Source organism: Novosphingobium sp. NFX11 (assembly GCF_057376415.1).
Genome location: NZ_CP080384.1, coordinates 389,724 through 405,602 on the forward strand (window position 1 = coordinate 389,724; position 15,879 = coordinate 405,602).

10 protein-coding genes and 3 pseudogenes are annotated in these 15,879 nt (G+C 66.9%); 9 read left to right on the forward strand and 4 right to left on the reverse strand.

Annotated elements, in window-relative coordinates:
* Positions 1–107: 107 nt before the first annotated feature.
* The 5 genes and pseudogenes from KZO24_RS01920 (at position 108) to KZO24_RS01940 (ending at position 4,681) form a co-directional block, all read left to right on the forward strand.
* The gene (locus tag KZO24_RS01920) at positions 108–599 is read left to right on the forward strand and encodes an asparaginase domain-containing protein (RefSeq protein ID WP_008833648.1); all 492 of its coding nucleotides are present in this window, start codon (positions 108–110) and stop codon (positions 597–599) included.
* A 304-nt stretch (positions 600–903) separates the two neighbouring features.
* Positions 904–2,424, forward strand: a complete 1,521-nt coding sequence (locus KZO24_RS01925) for a sensor histidine kinase (protein WP_486486762.1) — start codon at positions 904–906, stop codon at positions 2,422–2,424.
* Positions 2,414–2,884: a response regulator gene (locus KZO24_RS01930; RefSeq protein WP_008831436.1), complete on the forward strand. Its 471-nt coding sequence runs from the start codon at positions 2,414–2,416 to the stop codon at positions 2,882–2,884. The genes KZO24_RS01925 and KZO24_RS01930 overlap by 11 nt, the downstream gene beginning before the upstream one ends.
* Before the next feature lie 35 nt (positions 2,885–2,919).
* Positions 2,920–4,478: pseudogene (locus KZO24_RS01935) on the forward strand (putative bifunctional diguanylate cyclase/phosphodiesterase); the annotation flags it as partial.
* Positions 4,479–4,528: 50 nt separating this feature from the next.
* Positions 4,529–4,681, forward strand: coding sequence for a hypothetical protein (locus tag KZO24_RS01940; protein ID WP_486487213.1), 153 nt, complete (start codon positions 4,529–4,531; stop codon positions 4,679–4,681).
* A gap of 232 nt (positions 4,682–4,913) precedes the next feature.
* Here KZO24_RS01940 and KZO24_RS01945 read toward each other — a convergent pair whose 3' ends face one another.
* The 3 genes and pseudogenes from KZO24_RS01945 to KZO24_RS01955 form a co-directional block, all read right to left on the reverse strand.
* Positions 4,914–5,924, reverse strand: a complete 1,011-nt coding sequence (locus KZO24_RS01945) for an HWE histidine kinase domain-containing protein (protein ID WP_486487131.1) — start codon at positions 5,922–5,924, stop codon at positions 4,914–4,916.
* A gap of 111 nt (positions 5,925–6,035) precedes the next feature.
* A pseudogene (locus KZO24_RS01950) lies at positions 6,036–7,579 on the reverse strand (GAF domain-containing protein); the annotation flags it as partial.
* Entirely contained in the window at positions 7,470–8,063 is a 594-nt protein-coding gene (locus KZO24_RS01955) for a biliverdin-producing heme oxygenase (protein ID WP_271184615.1), read from the reverse strand. The gene KZO24_RS01955 and the pseudogene KZO24_RS01950, both read right to left, overlap by 110 nt.
* 263 nt (positions 8,064–8,326) lie before the next feature.
* Between KZO24_RS01955 and KZO24_RS01960 the strand changes: the two genes are divergently transcribed.
* The gene (locus KZO24_RS01960) at positions 8,327–9,079 is read left to right on the forward strand and encodes a Crp/Fnr family transcriptional regulator (RefSeq protein ID WP_271184616.1); all 753 of its coding nucleotides are present in this window, start codon (positions 8,327–8,329) and stop codon (positions 9,077–9,079) included.
* A gap of 139 nt (positions 9,080–9,218) precedes the next feature.
* A complete protein-coding gene (locus KZO24_RS01965) occupies positions 9,219–11,678 on the forward strand; it encodes a PhoX family protein (protein ID WP_486486763.1) in 2,460 nt (819 codons plus the stop codon).
* Between the two features lie 226 nt (positions 11,679–11,904).
* Here the strand turns inward: KZO24_RS01965 and katG are convergent.
* Positions 11,905–14,185, reverse strand: a pseudogene (gene katG / locus KZO24_RS01970) (catalase/peroxidase HPI).
* A 248-nt stretch (positions 14,186–14,433) separates the two neighbouring features.
* Here katG and KZO24_RS01975 point away from each other — a divergent pair.
* Together KZO24_RS01975 and KZO24_RS01980 are read left to right on the forward strand one after the other, a co-directional pair.
* Positions 14,434–15,150, forward strand: coding sequence for an aromatic ring-hydroxylating oxygenase subunit alpha (locus KZO24_RS01975; RefSeq protein WP_486486764.1), 717 nt, complete (start codon positions 14,434–14,436; stop codon positions 15,148–15,150).
* Entirely contained in the window at positions 15,072–15,860 is a 789-nt protein-coding gene (locus KZO24_RS01980) for an SRPBCC family protein (protein ID WP_486487132.1), read from the forward strand. The genes KZO24_RS01975 and KZO24_RS01980 overlap by 79 nt, the downstream gene beginning before the upstream one ends.
* Positions 15,861–15,879 lie beyond the last annotated feature (19 nt).

Genomic DNA, 15,879 nt, shown 5'->3' on the forward strand with positions numbered 1-15,879 from the left:
TGAGCTTGTCGAAGGGTTAGGCACAGCCTCTCGAAGCCCCATCGGCAAAGCGCCCCCTTACCTACGAAGGAATTGGAAACCCGCCCGTCCCGCAGTAAGGAACGCGCATGAACCAGGCACCCATTCTCGTCATCACCACCGGCGGCACCATCGACAAGCAGTACTTCGACGCGCTGAGCGAGTACCAGATCGTCGAGAGCGTGATCGGCAAGCTGCTGGCCACCGCCCGCGTGGCGCATCCGTTCCGCGTCGTCGAACTGCTGCGCAAGGACAGCCTCGAACTCACCGACGAGGACCGCGCGCTGATCGCCGCGACGGTCGCCGGGGCGCCGGAAAGCCATGTCGTCATCACCCATGGCACCGACACCATGACCGACACTGCCGCCGCGCTCGCCCATATCGAGGGCAAGACCGTCGTGATGTGCGGCGCCATGCAGCCCGCCCGTTTCGCCGAGAGCGACGCGGCATTCAACCTGGGGATGGCGTTCGGCTGCTGCCAATCGGCCGGGCCGGGCATCTGGATCACCATGAGCGGCACCGTGTTCGACGCGCTGAAGGTCCGCAAGGACCGCGAGGCGGGCAAGTTCGTCGCGCGCTGAGGGCAGTTCTTGCGTGTTTAACGTCGTCATTCCCGCGAAGGCGGGAACCCATCTCCTGACGTTTCGTGTTGCACTGGCATCAGATGGGTCCCCGCTTTCGCGGGGATGACGAAAGTGCTGCGCGCGGCCCCGAGCGCATGGACAGCGGCCGCTCTCACACAAATTTAACCACTGCAATCGTTGCGACAGGCCGGGTCTAGGGACAGCTCCCTAGGTCTGGCTTCGCAGGTCGATAACCGTCCCGGTGTACCCCTCGTCGGGTACGGGGGCCGCAGCGCGGTTTCCGGCGCTCCACCCGGAGGCCGTGGCTGCAACGAAGTTCAAGCTCGTTCGGCATCACGTCTCCCGCAGGACAGGACACGCGATGCTGGCGACGCCGATGACGACAACCGACATCCACGCGCCGCTGGTCCATGCCCCGATCGCCGCGCTGATCGTCGATGCGGCGGGCGTGGTCGCCTTCGGCAATGCCGCTGCCGCCTCGCTGCTGGCCGAGCCCGATGCCGAGGCGCTGCGCAACAGCCTGTTCTTCATGTGGTTCGCCGAAGACGATGCCGAGACGCTGCGGCAGATGTTCGAGGTCTTCTTCAAGGTTTCGATGGAGACGCGCGGCACCTGGTCGCGCCAGATGGTGCTGCACGGCGCCGACGGTTCGCGCCCGACGGTGACGATGACCCTTGCGCCCGTCGCGGGCGAGGAGGGCGACCGCGCGGTCGTCTACTTGCGCAACATGACGCGCGAGATCACCGCCGAGCGCCGCTTCACCCAGATGTTCGAAAGCATGCCGCTGGGCGTGGTGGTGGTGGACGGCAAGGGCCGGATCGCGCAGGCCAACGCCATTCTTGCGGTCCAGTTCGGATGGAAGGTGGAGCAGATGATCGGCCAGCCGATCGAGATGCTGCTGCCCGAGCGATACCGCGCAAGGCACGGCGAGCAGATCGCCGGATACGCGGCCGCCCCCAAGTCGCGCCTCATGGGCGGCGACCGCGACGTCACCGCGCTGCACCGCCACGGGCGCGAGTTTCCCGTCGAGATCGCGCTCACCAAATTCGAGAGCAGCGCCCAGCCGCTCTACATGGCGATCGTCAGCGACATTTCGCACCGCAAGCGCTCCGAACGCGCGCTGCAGCAGACCAATGCGCAGCTTGAGGAGTTCACCTATGTCGCCAGCCACGACTTGCGCTCGCCGCTGCGGGGTATCGCCGACCTGGTAAGCTGGATCCGCGAAGACCTCGAAGGCACCGAACTGCCCGAGGACGTGGTGCACAACTTCGACCGCATCGCCCAGCGCATCGAGCGTTCGGAGCAGATGATCGACGACCTGCTGGCTTACGCCCGCGCCGGGGTGCGCGATTCCCGGATGCACCGCATCGACCCGCACGAACTGGTCGAGGAGGCGCTGGAGCTGACGGCGATCCCCGAGGGGTTCGAGGTCGACGTGGACGTGCAGGGCGGCGACATCGTCGCCCCGCGTGCGCCGCTTTCCACTTCGCTGCGCAACCTGCTGTCCAACGCGGTCAAGCACCACGGCGGCAAGGAAGGCCACATCCGCATCGCCGTGCGCGAGGAGGGGCGCTTCACCGTCTTCACGGTGGAGGACGACGGGCAGGGCATTCCGCCGGGCAACGAGGACCGCATCTTCAAGCTGTTCCACCGCGCCTCGCCGGGGACCGACGGCGACGGGGTGGGGCTCGCCTTCACGCGCCGCATGATCAACGCCCACGGGGGCATGGTGACCGTCCAGGGCCGGGGTCCTCTCGGCGGCGCCAGGTTCGAAGTCCACTGGCCCCGCATACTTCTGCGAGAGAACGAAGATGATGATTGATCTGGTCGCACCCCGATCCGCACCAAAGAAAACTGCCAACTACAACGACGTGACCGTGCTGCTGGTGGATGACGACGACGTCGCGCGCGAAGGCGTGCTGCGCTCATTCCGCAAATACGAGGTGCCTTGCCGCACCGTCACGGCGGGTGACGGCGGGGAAGCGCTGGCGATCCTCACCGGCCGCCATCCGGACAAGCAGATAGAAACGCCGGTGATCGTCCTGCTGGACCTCAACATGCCGGGCATGGACGGTTTCCAGTTCCTCGACGCCCTGCGCGCCGACCCGGACCTGCGCCGCACGGTGGTCTTCGTACTCTCCACTTCGGCCCGCGATCAGGACCGCAGCCGTGCCTACGATGGGCACGTCGCGGGCTACATGGTCAAGTCCGCCGTCGGTCCGCAGTTCGCTCGCCTCGCCGATTTCATCGGCAAGTATGCCCGCACGCAGGAGCTGCCCTGACGGCGGCTCCTCTCACGCAAGGATCCCTTCCTCCCATGGACCACCTGCACAAAGGTACTCAGGACATTCACGCGCTGATCGTCGATGACGACGACGTCGACCGGGAGAAATTGCTGCGCCTGCTGCGCCGCGTTCCCCGCAACATCACCGTGGCGCAGGCCGCCTCGCAGGCCGAGGCGCTGGACATGATCCGCGATCCGCAGGCGCATTTCGACATCGTCTTCCTCGACTTCGGCCTGAAGGACGGCGACGGGCGCGACCTGCTGCCCGAGATCCGCGCCGAGATCGACCCCGACGTGCCGATCATCGCCGTCACCGGCCATACCGACGAGCAGATCGCGGCGGACTCGATCAAGTCGGGCATGACCGAGTTCCTGTCCAAGCGCTCGCTTTCTCCCGAGCGGGTCGCGGCCTCGGTCGAGGAGGGGATCGCCTGGCGCAAATACCGGCAGGACATGCGCCGCGCGGAAGAGGAACTGACGCACCGCTCGCTCCACGATCCGCTGACCGACCTGCCCAACCGCACGCTGTTCGCCGACCGGCTCTCGCAGGCCTGCGCGCGGGCGCGGCGCAGCGGCGATCCGTTCGCGGTGATGATGATCGACCTCGACCGCTTCAAGGAGATCAACGACAGCCTCGGCCATGCGGCGGGCGATGCGGTGCTGATCACGCTGGGCCGCCGGATGCGCGAGCACTTGCGCGAGGTGGACACGATCGCCCGCCTCGGCGGGGACGAGTTCGCGGTCCTGCTGCAGAACGTCGATGGCGACGAGTCCGCGCTGGCCGTCGCCACCAAGCTGACCGAGCTGATCGAGCAGCCGATCGTCCACGACGGGCGGCTGCTCTACGTCGGCGCCTCGATGGGCATCTCGCTCTGCCCGCAACTGGGCTATTCGCCCGAGGGGCTGGTGGAGGCCGCCGACGAGGCGATGTACGAGGCCAAGCGTGGGGCGGAAAAGGCAGTGATCGCGCGCGGCGAACAGCGCCGCACGGTGCGCGCCGATGAGCGCACAATGCTCCACGATATCGAGGACGCCATGGGCGCGCGGGCGTTCAACTGGCATTGGCAGCCCAAGGTGGACATGCGTTCGGGACAGGTTCTCGGCTTCGAGGCGCTGGTGCGCTGGACTCACCCGGACAACGGCCCGGTCGCGGCCGACGCGCTGATCGAGACGGTCGAGCAGTCGCACTTGCTGGAAGACTTCACCTACCTGACGCTGGACACGGTGCTGGGCCAGTACGCGCGGCTGGAGCCGGGGCTGGACGGCGCCGGTATCTCGATCAACGTCTCGGCGCGGATGCTGGAGCGGCCGGGCTTCGTCGGTCACGTCGTCGAGGCCATCCGCACGCACGGGGTCGATCCCGCGCATGTCGTGCTCGAACTGACCGAGACCGCGCTGATCGCTCACCCTCGCAGGCCAAGCGGGTGATCGAGCAGTTGCAGGACCACGGCGTTTCGCTCTCGATCGACGATTTCGGTGCGGGGTTCACCTCGTTCGGCTACTTGCGCGAGTTCGCGGTGCGCGAGATCAAGATCGACCGCTCCTACATCGCGCGCTTTACCGAAAGCCGGTTCGACCAGTCGCTGGTGACTTCGCTGGTGGTGCTGTGCGACTGCCTCGGCATCCCGCTGGTGGCCGAGGGGTGGAGAACCCGGAGACGCAGGCGATGCTGGTGGCGATGGGCTGCACCTGCGGCCAGGGCTACGGCATCTGCCGCCCGATGCCTTACGAGGACGTGCGCGGCTGGGTCGACGGCTGGAATGCTACGCACGGGGACCAGCGGCTGCGGGCGTGAGATCCTTTCTCACCTCCATCATCTCCATCCCCACCACCGTCATTCCCGCGAAGGCGGGAACCCATCTCCTGACGCTTCATGTTCCACAAGCATCAGCTGGGTCCCCACCTTCGCGGGGATGACGAACAAAGAAGGATGACCAGCTCTCGTCATTGCGAGCGTAGCGAAGCAATCCAGGGCGGCGTGAACCGGCGCTGGATTGCTTCGCTACGCTCGCAATGACCGGAGACGGTCAGCGCCCCTTGATCACCCGCCCGATCGCCGAGCGCACATCGCGTTCGCCGTAGGGTTTGGTCACCACCGGCACGCTCTTGAACGCGCCGGACTGCAGCGAGCGTTCGCCGTAGCCGCTGGCGAAGATGAAGGGGATCGCCCGCGCTTCCAGTTCGTGGGCGACCGCCTCGCTGGTATCCTTGCCGAGGTTCACGTCGAGCATCGCGAAGCTCACGTCGGAGCCTTCGAGAATGCCCAGCGCGGCGTTGACGGAGCCGGCGATGCGGCAGTCGGTGAAGCCGAAGCCGCGCAGCACGTCCTCCGCCTCCATGGCGATGATCACGTTGTCCTCGACGATCAGCGCCGCGCCGGAGCCCAGTTCCTTGGTGAACTCGGCGGGTTGCGGAGGCTCGCTCACCGGCTCGCGCAGGACCGCGCCGGGGGTCTCGAAGCCGGAGATATGGTCGGAGGGGATCAGGAACAGCGCGTGCAACCCGTCCACGGGGTAGATCACCGAGGCCGAGCCGCCCAGTTCGTGCGGAATCGTGCGCTCGATGATGGTCGAGCCGAAGCCGCGCCGGGTGGGTTCCCGGACCGGCGGACCGCCTTCCTCGCGCCAGTCGATCTCCAGCGCGCCGTCGTCGCTGCGGTTCAGCGTCACGGTGACCTGCCCGTGCGAATCCGACAGCGCGCCGTACTTGCACGAATTGGTCATCAGTTCGTGGATCACCAGCGCCAGCGTGGTGAAGGCGGCGGGGGCGATCAGCGCGTCCGGCCCATCGATCACCACCCGGTCCAGCGAGTGGCTGGCATAGGCGTCGGTCTCGGTGCGGATCAGGTCGTAGAGCGAGGAGGGCGACCAGTCCTTGCGCGTTACCTGATCGTGCGCGCGGGCGAGGGCGTGGATGCGGCTGCCGACGATCTCGGCGAATTCGTCGATCGTGCGCGCGCCTTCCTTGCTCTGGGCGACGAGGCCGCGGATCAGGTTGAGGATGTTGCGCACGCGGTGGTTCAGTTCCGCGATCAGCATGTCCTGCTGCTGGCTGGCCTGCTCGCGCTCGACGTTGGCGGCATCCGATAGGCGCAGCACGACTTCGAGCAGGGTGATGCGCAGCGCTTCGGCGGAAGAGACTTCCTCGTCGGTCCAGGGACGCGAATAGCCGCGCCGCTCCTCGCGCCAGATCTCGAAGCTCTTGCGCGGGGTCAGGCGCGCGCCGTTAGGGCCGAGTTCGATGGCCTTTTCGGGGTTGCCGGCCCACTTCACCTCACGCACCGCCTCGCCCCGGAACAGCACGATGTAGTCGCGGGGGATCGGCTGACCGGCAGGGCGAGGAGGCCCGATGCCTTGTCCGTCCATTCCGCCGCAGGCGGGTAGACCGCGGAAATGTTGTCCGAGGCCCAGACCGTGCTGGCCCCGGCGGTGTTGAGGAACCGCGCGAGGGTGGCGAACTGCGTCTGGTCGGGCACCGCGCCGTGGCCGATGAAGCGGCCGTCCACCCAGCCGACGACGCCGTCGAAGGGGATCACCTGCCGGATCGAATCGGTGAAGTCGTCGAAGGCTTCCAGCAGCGATCCGCCGCCGGCGACGCGGGCCATGATCTCGTCGTGGAGGCGCATCGATTCCGCGCGCTTCTCGGTCGAGAAATCGGTCTCCTTCTGCTCCAGCAGGTAAGAGAAGAATTCGCCGAACAGCTCGCTCGCGGTGCGTACCGAATAGGACAGCGTCAGCGGCGAATAGTGGTGGCAGGCCATCAGCCCCCACAGCTTGCCGCGCCGCATGATCGAGACCGACATCGACGCCTTCACGCCCATGTTGCGCAAGTATTCGATGTGGATCGGCGACACCGCGCGCAGGCCCGACATCGACAGGTCGAGCGGATCGCCGTTGGGATTGGTCGCGGGGATGATCGGCACCGTCGGGTCGTCGACGTCGCTGATGATGCGCAGCAGGTTGCGGGTGTAGAGCTTGCGCGCCTGCGCCGGAATGTCGGACGAGGGGAAGTGCTGGCCCTTGAAGCTGTCGACCATGCCGTTCAGGCTTTCGGCGATGACTTCGCCCGCGCCGTCGCCCTCGAAGCGGTAGACCATCACCCGGTCAAAGCCGGTGAGGCCGCGCAGATGGCGCGCGGCGCTGGAACACAACTGCTCGATGGAGGGCGACTGGCGGAGCCGCTCGATCATCGGGCGCACGTAGGAAACGAAGTCGCGGCGCTTGCCGCCTTCGTGGGGCTCGATTTCCAATATGAAAGAGCGGCCGGAATTGTGCACGGCGACGTCGAAGACGCGGCCGTCGCCGATCAGGTCCACCTCGAACATGCGCTCGACGGTGCCCGCGCTGCCGAGGATCTGCAGGCGCGTGCGGATGTCGTGCAGGGCTTCCTGCGACAGGAACTCGGTGGCGGAAAGGCCGACGAGATCGCGTGCGTCGCGGCCGAACAGGTCGGTGCAGTTCACCGAGACGTGGTTGATGATCCAGTCGCTGGAGAACGACAGCAGCCAGCCGAAGCTCTGGATGCGGCCGATGATGTGGATCGGCTCGAGGTCGCAGGTGGACAGGTCTACCTGGTGCATCGCGTCAGCCATCGACACGCGCCGCGAGGCCGGCACTGGCGGCGAACGCGCGCGAGAACGTCTCGAACGCGGCGAGGGCGGCGGTGCGCAGCGCCTCCGCCTGATCGGGCGCATATGTGCGGGTCCGCAGGACCGGGACGAGCGCCTTCCACGCGTCGTGGCCGCGCCCGTCGCTCATGTAGGCGGAGCGGAAGCCCTTCGACTCGCCCCAGTAGCCGCGCTGGCGGATGACCACGAGGCCAAGGCGCGAGCCGGAGACGACATAGGCGATGCCTGCCTCGCCGCCTGCCGCATCGAGCCCGGCAGGCGTCTCGATAGAGGGCACGGCATCGACGCCGAGAGCATCGAGATCGGCGCGCAGCATGGCCGGATAGTCCGGGCATTCGAGGCCGAGTTCGCTCTCCAGAAAGCCCCGGAACGCGGGGAACATCGGCTCCAGCCCGGCGGCGTGCGCGGCAAGGAAGCGCCCGAGCCCGTCGCGGGTCATCAGGTCCAGCGCGCCGAAGGATGCGTCCAGCCGCTCGTGAGAGGGGCCGGTCGCTTCGCGCAGCACGGTCAGCATGTCGGGCATTACGGGCGATCCGAGGGCGTCTTGCATGATTATCCGAATAGGGCCCCGGGGGCGTTTGCAAGCGAGCCGACAAAGCGCGCCTGGGACCGGGAACACATGATCCCGGTGAATGTTCCTGAGTAACACATACCATGTCGGAAACCTCCGGTCTGTTCACTTATGACCGCATCTTGGAACCGTAGTGCCTTGGCCGGGTTGTCGTTTCCGGACGGCGCAGGATCGCGACACTTTGCGTCGGCCCTTCCGGTCGTCACGCCGATGCGTCACGCCGAGCCGCCCAAGGAGCAAAAATGAGCACGATCCCGCAGACAAGCCCGGTTTCCGCCGCCGCGATCGCCGGCAGCGACCTGCTCACGGCGCTGCGGCAGGACGACCTCTCGCTGATCGAATCGAAGCTGGGCGAGTGCCGGTTGAAGTCGGGCGAAATCATCTACCAGCCCGGCGACAGCGTCGATTACTGCTATTTTCCCACCGGGGGCGCGATGTGTTCCTACTTCGTCGAGATGGAGGACGGCACGGCGGTCGAAACCATCCTCGTGGGCCGCGAAGGGGCGCTGGGCGGGATCGTCAGCCACGGTTCGCTCCCGGCCTATGCGCGGGCCAACGTGCTGCACGACGGGGTGTTCCTGCGCATCGCCTCGCGCGATATCGAGGCGGCCAAGGAGCGCTCGCCCGCGATCGCGCATCTTTTCGCGCGCTATGCCGATTGCGTGATGGCGCAGGTGTTCCAGTCGATCGCCTGCAATGCCGTCCACACGATCGAGCAGCGCGCGGCGAAGTGGCTCTCGGCGGCCGTGGATCGCATCGGGCGCAACGACGTGACGATGACACAGGAGCAGCTCGCCTCGATGATGGGCATCGGCCGCAGCTACGCCAGCCGCGTCCTGCAGCGCTTCAAGCGCGACGGCATGGTGCGCACCCGTCGCGGCGGCATCGAGGTGCTCGACCGCGAAGGGCTGAAGAACCGCGCCTGTGCCTGCAACGACCAGGTCGAGGGGCATTTCCGCCGCGTGCTCGGGGACGTCTATCCCAAGGAGGGTTGAACCCCGTCGCGACGGGCCGTTTCGGGTCATCGTCGCAATACGGTCAGGATAACGCCATCGATATGCCATCGAACTGGCACTTTCACGTCATGAATGGCCCCTAGCACTCGCCCTCGCGACCAATAAGGGGGCAATATCCATGACCGAGATGAATCCGGTCACCGCCTATACGGACGGTGACGTCGATACCAATGACACCACGCAGCGCTCGCTGGAGAGCATGGCGGCGGAGCGCTATTCGCGCCGCTCGGCGATGTTCCGCGGCGCCGGGGCGACCACGATGGCCTTCATGGGCACTAGCCTTCTTGCCGCATGCGGTGACGACGGCGAAGGCGGCAGCATCGGCGGCGCCGTCTCCGTCTCGGCGGGCAGCAGCGTCGCCACCAGCGCGGGCCGCGTCGTCACGCTGACCGGCACCGTCTCCGGCAACGGCCAGGATGCGGGCTGGAACCAGCGCACCGGACCCGAAGTCGCGCTGATGGGCAGCGGCGCGACCGTGACCTTCATCGCGCCTGCCGTTGCGGCCGCCACCGATCTCGTCTTCCAGTTCAGCGCCAAGCCGCTGATCGGCGAGCCCGTGACCGCCACCACCACCGTGCGCGTCTCGCCCGCGGTGCTCGGCTTCACCGCCGTCGCCCACTCGCTGAGCGACGTCGCGATGGTTCCGGAAGGCTACTCGGTCACGATCATGACCCGCCTCGGCGACCCGATCGCCGCCGGTGTCTCGGCTTATGCCAACGACGGCAGCGACGCCGACTTCGACAAGCGCATCGGCGACCACCACGACGCGCTGCACTACTTCGGCCTCTCGGCTTCGGGCACGCCTGACCGCAACAGCTCGACGCGCGGCCTGATGGTCCAGAACCACGAGAACATCACCGAAACCTACCTGCACCCGGCCGGTCCCAGCGCCGCGCCGCGCCCGCTGGCCGAAGCGCTCAAGGAGATCGAGTGCCACGGCGTCTCGGTCGTCGAGTATGTCGACGGCGGCAACCGCAAGTGGACCTACAAGCAGGACAGCACCTTCAACCGCCGCATCACCCCCAACACGCCGATGTCGTTCCACGGCCCGGCGGCGGGTTCGGCCTACCTCGTCACCGCGTACTCGAAGGATGGCACCGCCGGTCGCGGCACCATCAACAACTGCGCCAACGGCGTGACCGGCTGGAACACCAACCTTACCTGCGAAGAGAACTACGCGGGCTACTTCCGCCGCGATGCGGCTGACGACGCCAAGCGCACCCCGGCCGAACTGGCCTCGCTGCGGCGCAACGGCATCACCAGCCGCTCGGGCAACTACAGCTGGTCGACCGCGTCGAGCACCGACACGCGCTTCACCCGCTGGAACGCGACGATCACCGGCGCCGCCGCTACCGACGACTTCCGCTACGAGCCGAACCAGTACGGCTGGGTGGTCGAGATCGACCCGTACAACCCAACCTCGACCCCGCGCAAGCGCACCGCGCTGGGCCGCTTCGGCCATGAAGGCGCCTTCGTGCGTATCGCCGCCGGCCAGAAGCTGGGCGCCTACATGGGCGACGATCTGCGCGGCGAATACCTCTACAAGTTCGTCTCGAACGAGACCTGGGCCGCTGCCGATGCCGACGCCACCGACCGCCTCGCGGTGGGTGACAAGTACCTCGACGCCGGTACGCTCTACGTCGCCCGCTTCAACGCGGACGGCACCGGCACCTGGCTGCCGCTGGTCTACAGCCCGACCTTCCCGAAGCGTCCGGCAAGCGGCACCTACCCCGAGTATACCTTCACCAGCCAGGCCGACATCTGCGTCAACACCCGCTTCGCCGCCGACGCGGTGGGCGCGACGCCGATGGACCGCCCGGAATGGACCGTGGGCAACCCGGTCACCGGTGAAATCTACCTGACGCTGACCAACTCGAACAATTCGTTCCGCCCAGTCACCGGCACCAACGCCGCCAACCCGCGCTCGTACAACGACCCCAAGGGTCCGTCGAACTCGGCACAGACCGGCAACCCGAACGGCCACATCGTGCGCCTGCGCGAAGATGGCGACACCACCAGCGCCACGACGTTCAAGTGGGACATCTACCTCTTCGGTGCCGACTCCACCGACGCCGATCCCACCAACGTCAACATCTCGGGCCTCACCACCGCGAACGATTTCTCGAGCCCGGACGGCGCGTACTTCTCGCGTTCGACCAACCCCTCGGGCCAGATCAATCCGCTGATGTGGATCGAGACCGACGACGGCGCGCTGACCGACCGCACCAACTGCATGCTGCTCGCCGCGATCCCCGGCCACGTCGGTGACGGCGGCGCCTATACGGTGAACAACGCGGGCAACACGCAGAACACGTTCGTCGGTGCCAAGGCGACTGCGGCCAACCTGCGCCGCTTCCTCGTCGGCCCGGTCGAATGCGAGATCACTGGCATCGACCAGACGCCGGACGGCCGCACCCTGTTCGTGGGCATCCAGCATCCGGGTGAGGGCGGTTCCTACTCGGCGCCGACCAGCCACTGGCCGTACTCGCAAGACGGCAGCACGCCGGCCGCCAGCGTGCGTCCGCGTTCGGCGCTGATCGCGATCACCAAGAACGATGGCGGCGTGATCGGTCTCTGATCGAAGCTCCCCTTGGGGAGAATGCCCTGAGGGAGAATGCAGGGGAGGGGCGCCGGCGGGCGCCTCCTCCCTTGGCGTTTGTGCGGAATCCTCCCCGTTGCGCAGCAATGGGGAGGGGGACCGCCGCGAAGCGGTGGTGGAGGGGGCGAAGGCGCGCGGGTTCCCCTCCGTCAGTCGCGGCGCGACTGCCACCTCCCCATCGCTTCGCGACAGGGAGGATTTAGGGTCAGAACCGGTCGGCGTTCATCACTTTCGCCCAGGCCGCGACGAAGTCATCCACGAACTTCTGCTTCGCGTCGTCCGAGGCGTAGACCTCAGACACCGCCCGCAGTTCCGAATTCGACCCGAACGCCAGGTCCACCGGGCTCGCCGTCCAGCGCAGCTTGCCGGTCTTGCGGTCCTTGCCATCATAGAGCCCCGGCGCCGCACTCTTCGACCAGACCGTGTCCATCGACAGCAGGTTGACGAAGAAGGCATTGTCGAGACTGCCGGGCGTCGTGGTGAAGACCCCCGCGCTCGACTTGCCCGCATTGGCGCCCAGCGCGCGCATGCCGCCCACCAGCACCGTCATCTCCGGCACCGTCAGGTTCAGGGCGTCGGCCTTGTCGACCAGCGCGGCGGCCGGGTCGAGCCGGTAGTCCGCCGTGTAGAAGTTGCGGAAACCGTCGGCCTTGGGTTCGAGGTACGCGAAGGAGGCCACGTCGGTCTGGTCCTGCGCCGCATCGACGCGGCCCGGCGTGAAGGGCACCGTTACCGGATACCCCGCCTTGCTCGCCGCCTGTTCGACACCGGCATTGCCTGCCAGTACGATGAGGTCGGCCATCGACACCGCTTTTCCGGACTTCGCGAAGTCGGCCTGCACCGCCGTCAGCTTCGCCAGCACCTTGGCCAGTTCGGCCGGATCGTTGACCGCCCAGCCGCGCTGCGGGTCCAGCCGCAGGCGCGCGCCATTGGCGCCGCCGCGCATGTCGGTGCCCCGGAAGGTCGAAGCCGAGGCCCAGGCCGTGCGCACCAGTTCGGGCGTCGTCAGGCCGGAGGCGAGCACCTTGGCTTTCAGCGCGCTCTGGTCCGCTTCGCCCAGGGGTGCGAAGCTCGCCTGCGGCAGCGGATCCTGCCACGAGAACGTCTGGTTCGGAACGTCCTTGCCCAGATAGCGCGCCTGCGGGCCGAGGTCGCGGTGCGTCAGCTTGAACCACGCGCGGGCGAAGGCCTGCGCGAATTCCTCGGGATTCTCGTGCCAGCGCTGCGCGATCTTGAGGAATTCGGGGTCCTGCTTGATCGCGATGTCGGTGGTGAACATGATCGGCGCGTGGGTCTTGCCCTTGATGTGCGCGTCGGGGACCATGTTGGCGGCCGCCGGGTCGGTGGGAATCCACTGCGTCGCGCCCGCCGGGCTCTTGGTCTTAACCCACTCCATTCCGAGCAGGTTGTCGAGGTACTGCGAGGTGAACTTGATCGGATCTCGCCGACCACGCCCCTTCGAGGCCGCTGGTGATGGCATCCTCGGCATTGCCCTTGCCGCACGTGTTCTCCCAGCCCAGGCCCTGCTTCTCGGTCCCGGCGGAGGAGGGATCGGCGCCCATGCACTTGTTCGGATCATGCGCGCCGTGGGCCTTGCCGAAGGTGTGGCCGCCCGCGATCAGCGCCAGCGTCTCCTCGTCGTTCATCGCCATGTTGCCGAAGGCGCGGCGGATGTCGGCGGCGGCGGAGATCGGATCGTGGTTGCCGTTCGGGCCTTCCGGGTTGACGTAGATGAGGCCCATCTGCGTCGCGGCGAGCGGGCCTTTGAGGTTGCCCTTCGCGTCGCGGCGCTTGTCGGTCATCATCTTGGTTTCCGGCCCCCAGAACACAAGGTCCGGCTGCCATGCGTCGATGCGGCCGCCCGCGAAGCCGATGGTCTTGAAGCCCATGTCCTCCAGCGCGACGTTGCCGGTCAGCACCATGAGGTCGCCCCATGACAGCTTGCGGCCGTACTTCTGCTTGATCGGCCAGACGAGGCGGCGGGCCTTGTCGAGACTGACGTTGTCGGGCCACGAATTCAGCGGCTCGAAGCGTTGTTCGCCGCCGTCCGAACCGCCGCGCCCGTCGCCGACGCGGTAGGTGCCCGCGCTGTGCCAGGCCATGCGGATGAAGAACGGGCCGTAGTGTCCGTAGTCGGCGGGCCACCACGATTGCGAGGTGGTCAGCACCTTGCGGATGTCCGCCTTGACCGCGTCGAGGTCGAGCGTGGCGAACTCCTTCGCATAGTCGTAATCGGCACCGTAGGGGTTGGACTGCGCCTCGTGCTGGCGCAGCGCGGTGAGGTCGAGGGTGCTGGGCCACCAGTCCTTGTTGGACATGCCGCCGGGCTTGGTGCCGGCGGGAGGGGCGGGCTGTTCGGTGACCGTCTCCGCCTCGGTCGCGGCCTTGTTCGGCTTGGCCTGTTCGGCGGCCGACGCGGGCGCTGCGAGCGCGCAGCACGCGGCGCCGAGCATCAGCGCGAGCATGCGGTTTCCAGGGGTGTTCATGGCCTCTCTCCTCCTGTTGCTTTGGCCCTTGCAAGGGCGGCCAGAGGGTACGCCCCGAGGGACGGGACCGTTAGTGCGCTTCGTCGATGAGAGTGATCGGGCAGGGCGATCAAAATCGAAAGGTTAAGCGAGCTGCGCGATTTGTTGCCGCTCCATCGCCGGGGCGTTGCGCGCGGGCGGCTCTGGAAACGCGAGGCGAGCTGGCCTAATAGACAATCCTGTTGAATAGCGCGCATGGGAGAGACCGCGTGACCGAACCGGAGGCTTACGAGCCCAGCCGTCTGACCGCAGCGGACATGGACGCCGAAGTGCTCGCCACTTATCCGACCGAGGCGTTTCTCTCGAAGGACTACCTTGCGGCGGAGAAGACGCTGCTGTGGCCCAAGGTCTGGCAGATGGTCGAGCGCGAGAGCGACCTGCCGAACCCCGGCGACTGGCTGACTTACGACGTCGCCGACGAATCCGTGATCGTGCTGCGCAAGGACGACGGTTCGCTGAAGGCCTTCCACAACGTCTGCCCGCACCGGGGGCGCCAGCTCGTGTCGGTGCCGGACATGCTGCCGGGAAAGGTCCATGATGTCCGGGGCTCGAACCGGCGCAACTTCATCTGCGGCTTCCACGGCTGGACCTTCGACCTCGAGGGGCAGAACACCTACATCCTCGATCCGCAGGACTGGCAGAACAAGCTGACGGCAGAGATGACCTGCCTGTCCGAAGTCCAGGTCGATACCTGGGGCGGCTACATCTACATCACGATGGACCCCGACGCCGTGCCGCTGGCCGAGTGGATGGGCCGTGCGGGGAAATCCTCGGTCACTTCCAGCTGGAGAAGATGCACTACAAGTGGCGCCAGTGGGCGATCTACGACTGCAACTGGAAGACTGCGATCGAGGCGTTCCTCGAACCCTACCACGTCGCGGGCACGCATACCCAGCTGCTGGCCTATGGCGATTACTATGCGCTGAGCCGCCAGTACGGGCTGCACTCGGTCTCCAGCTACGACACGCGCGATGCCAAGTTCGAGATGAGCGAGAGCGCCGGCACCACCCGCGCCGGCAAGGGCGACGACCCGCGCGTTTCCACCTACGAGCTGATCCGCGAGAACTACGAGACGGTGAACTACTCCGCCTCCACCGAGACGCTGGTGAACGCCGCCGCTCGCCTCCAGATCGAGCTTCCGGAGGACGCCACCCCGCAGGAATGCATCGCCCACTGGCTGAAATCCGCCAAGGCCGACGACGCCGCGCGCGGGGTGATCTGGCCCGAGGTTCCGCCCGAGATCAAGAAGGAAGGCGGCCTCGCCTGGGGCCTGTTCCCCAACCAGAACATCCTCCACGGCGAGACCTTCGCGCTGTGCTACCGCGTGCGCCCCTACAAGGATGACCCGGACAAGTGCGTGTTCGAAAGCTACGCCCTCGAACGCTTCCCGGAAGGGGAGGCGCCGCAGACCGAGTGGACCTATGCCGACCCCATCGGCGAGAACTGGGGATCGGTGTTGGCGCAGGACTTCTCCAACATGCAGTTCGTGCAGAAGGGCATGAAGTCCAGCGGCTTTCGCGGACCCTTGCCCAACCCGCACCAGGAGCAGAAGGTCATCAACCTCCACCGCAACCTGGCGAACTTCATGGGCGGGCGAGGGGCGCCGACCAAGCTGGACGTCTGGCCCCGGAACTGAGCTGCATACTCGGGAGTTT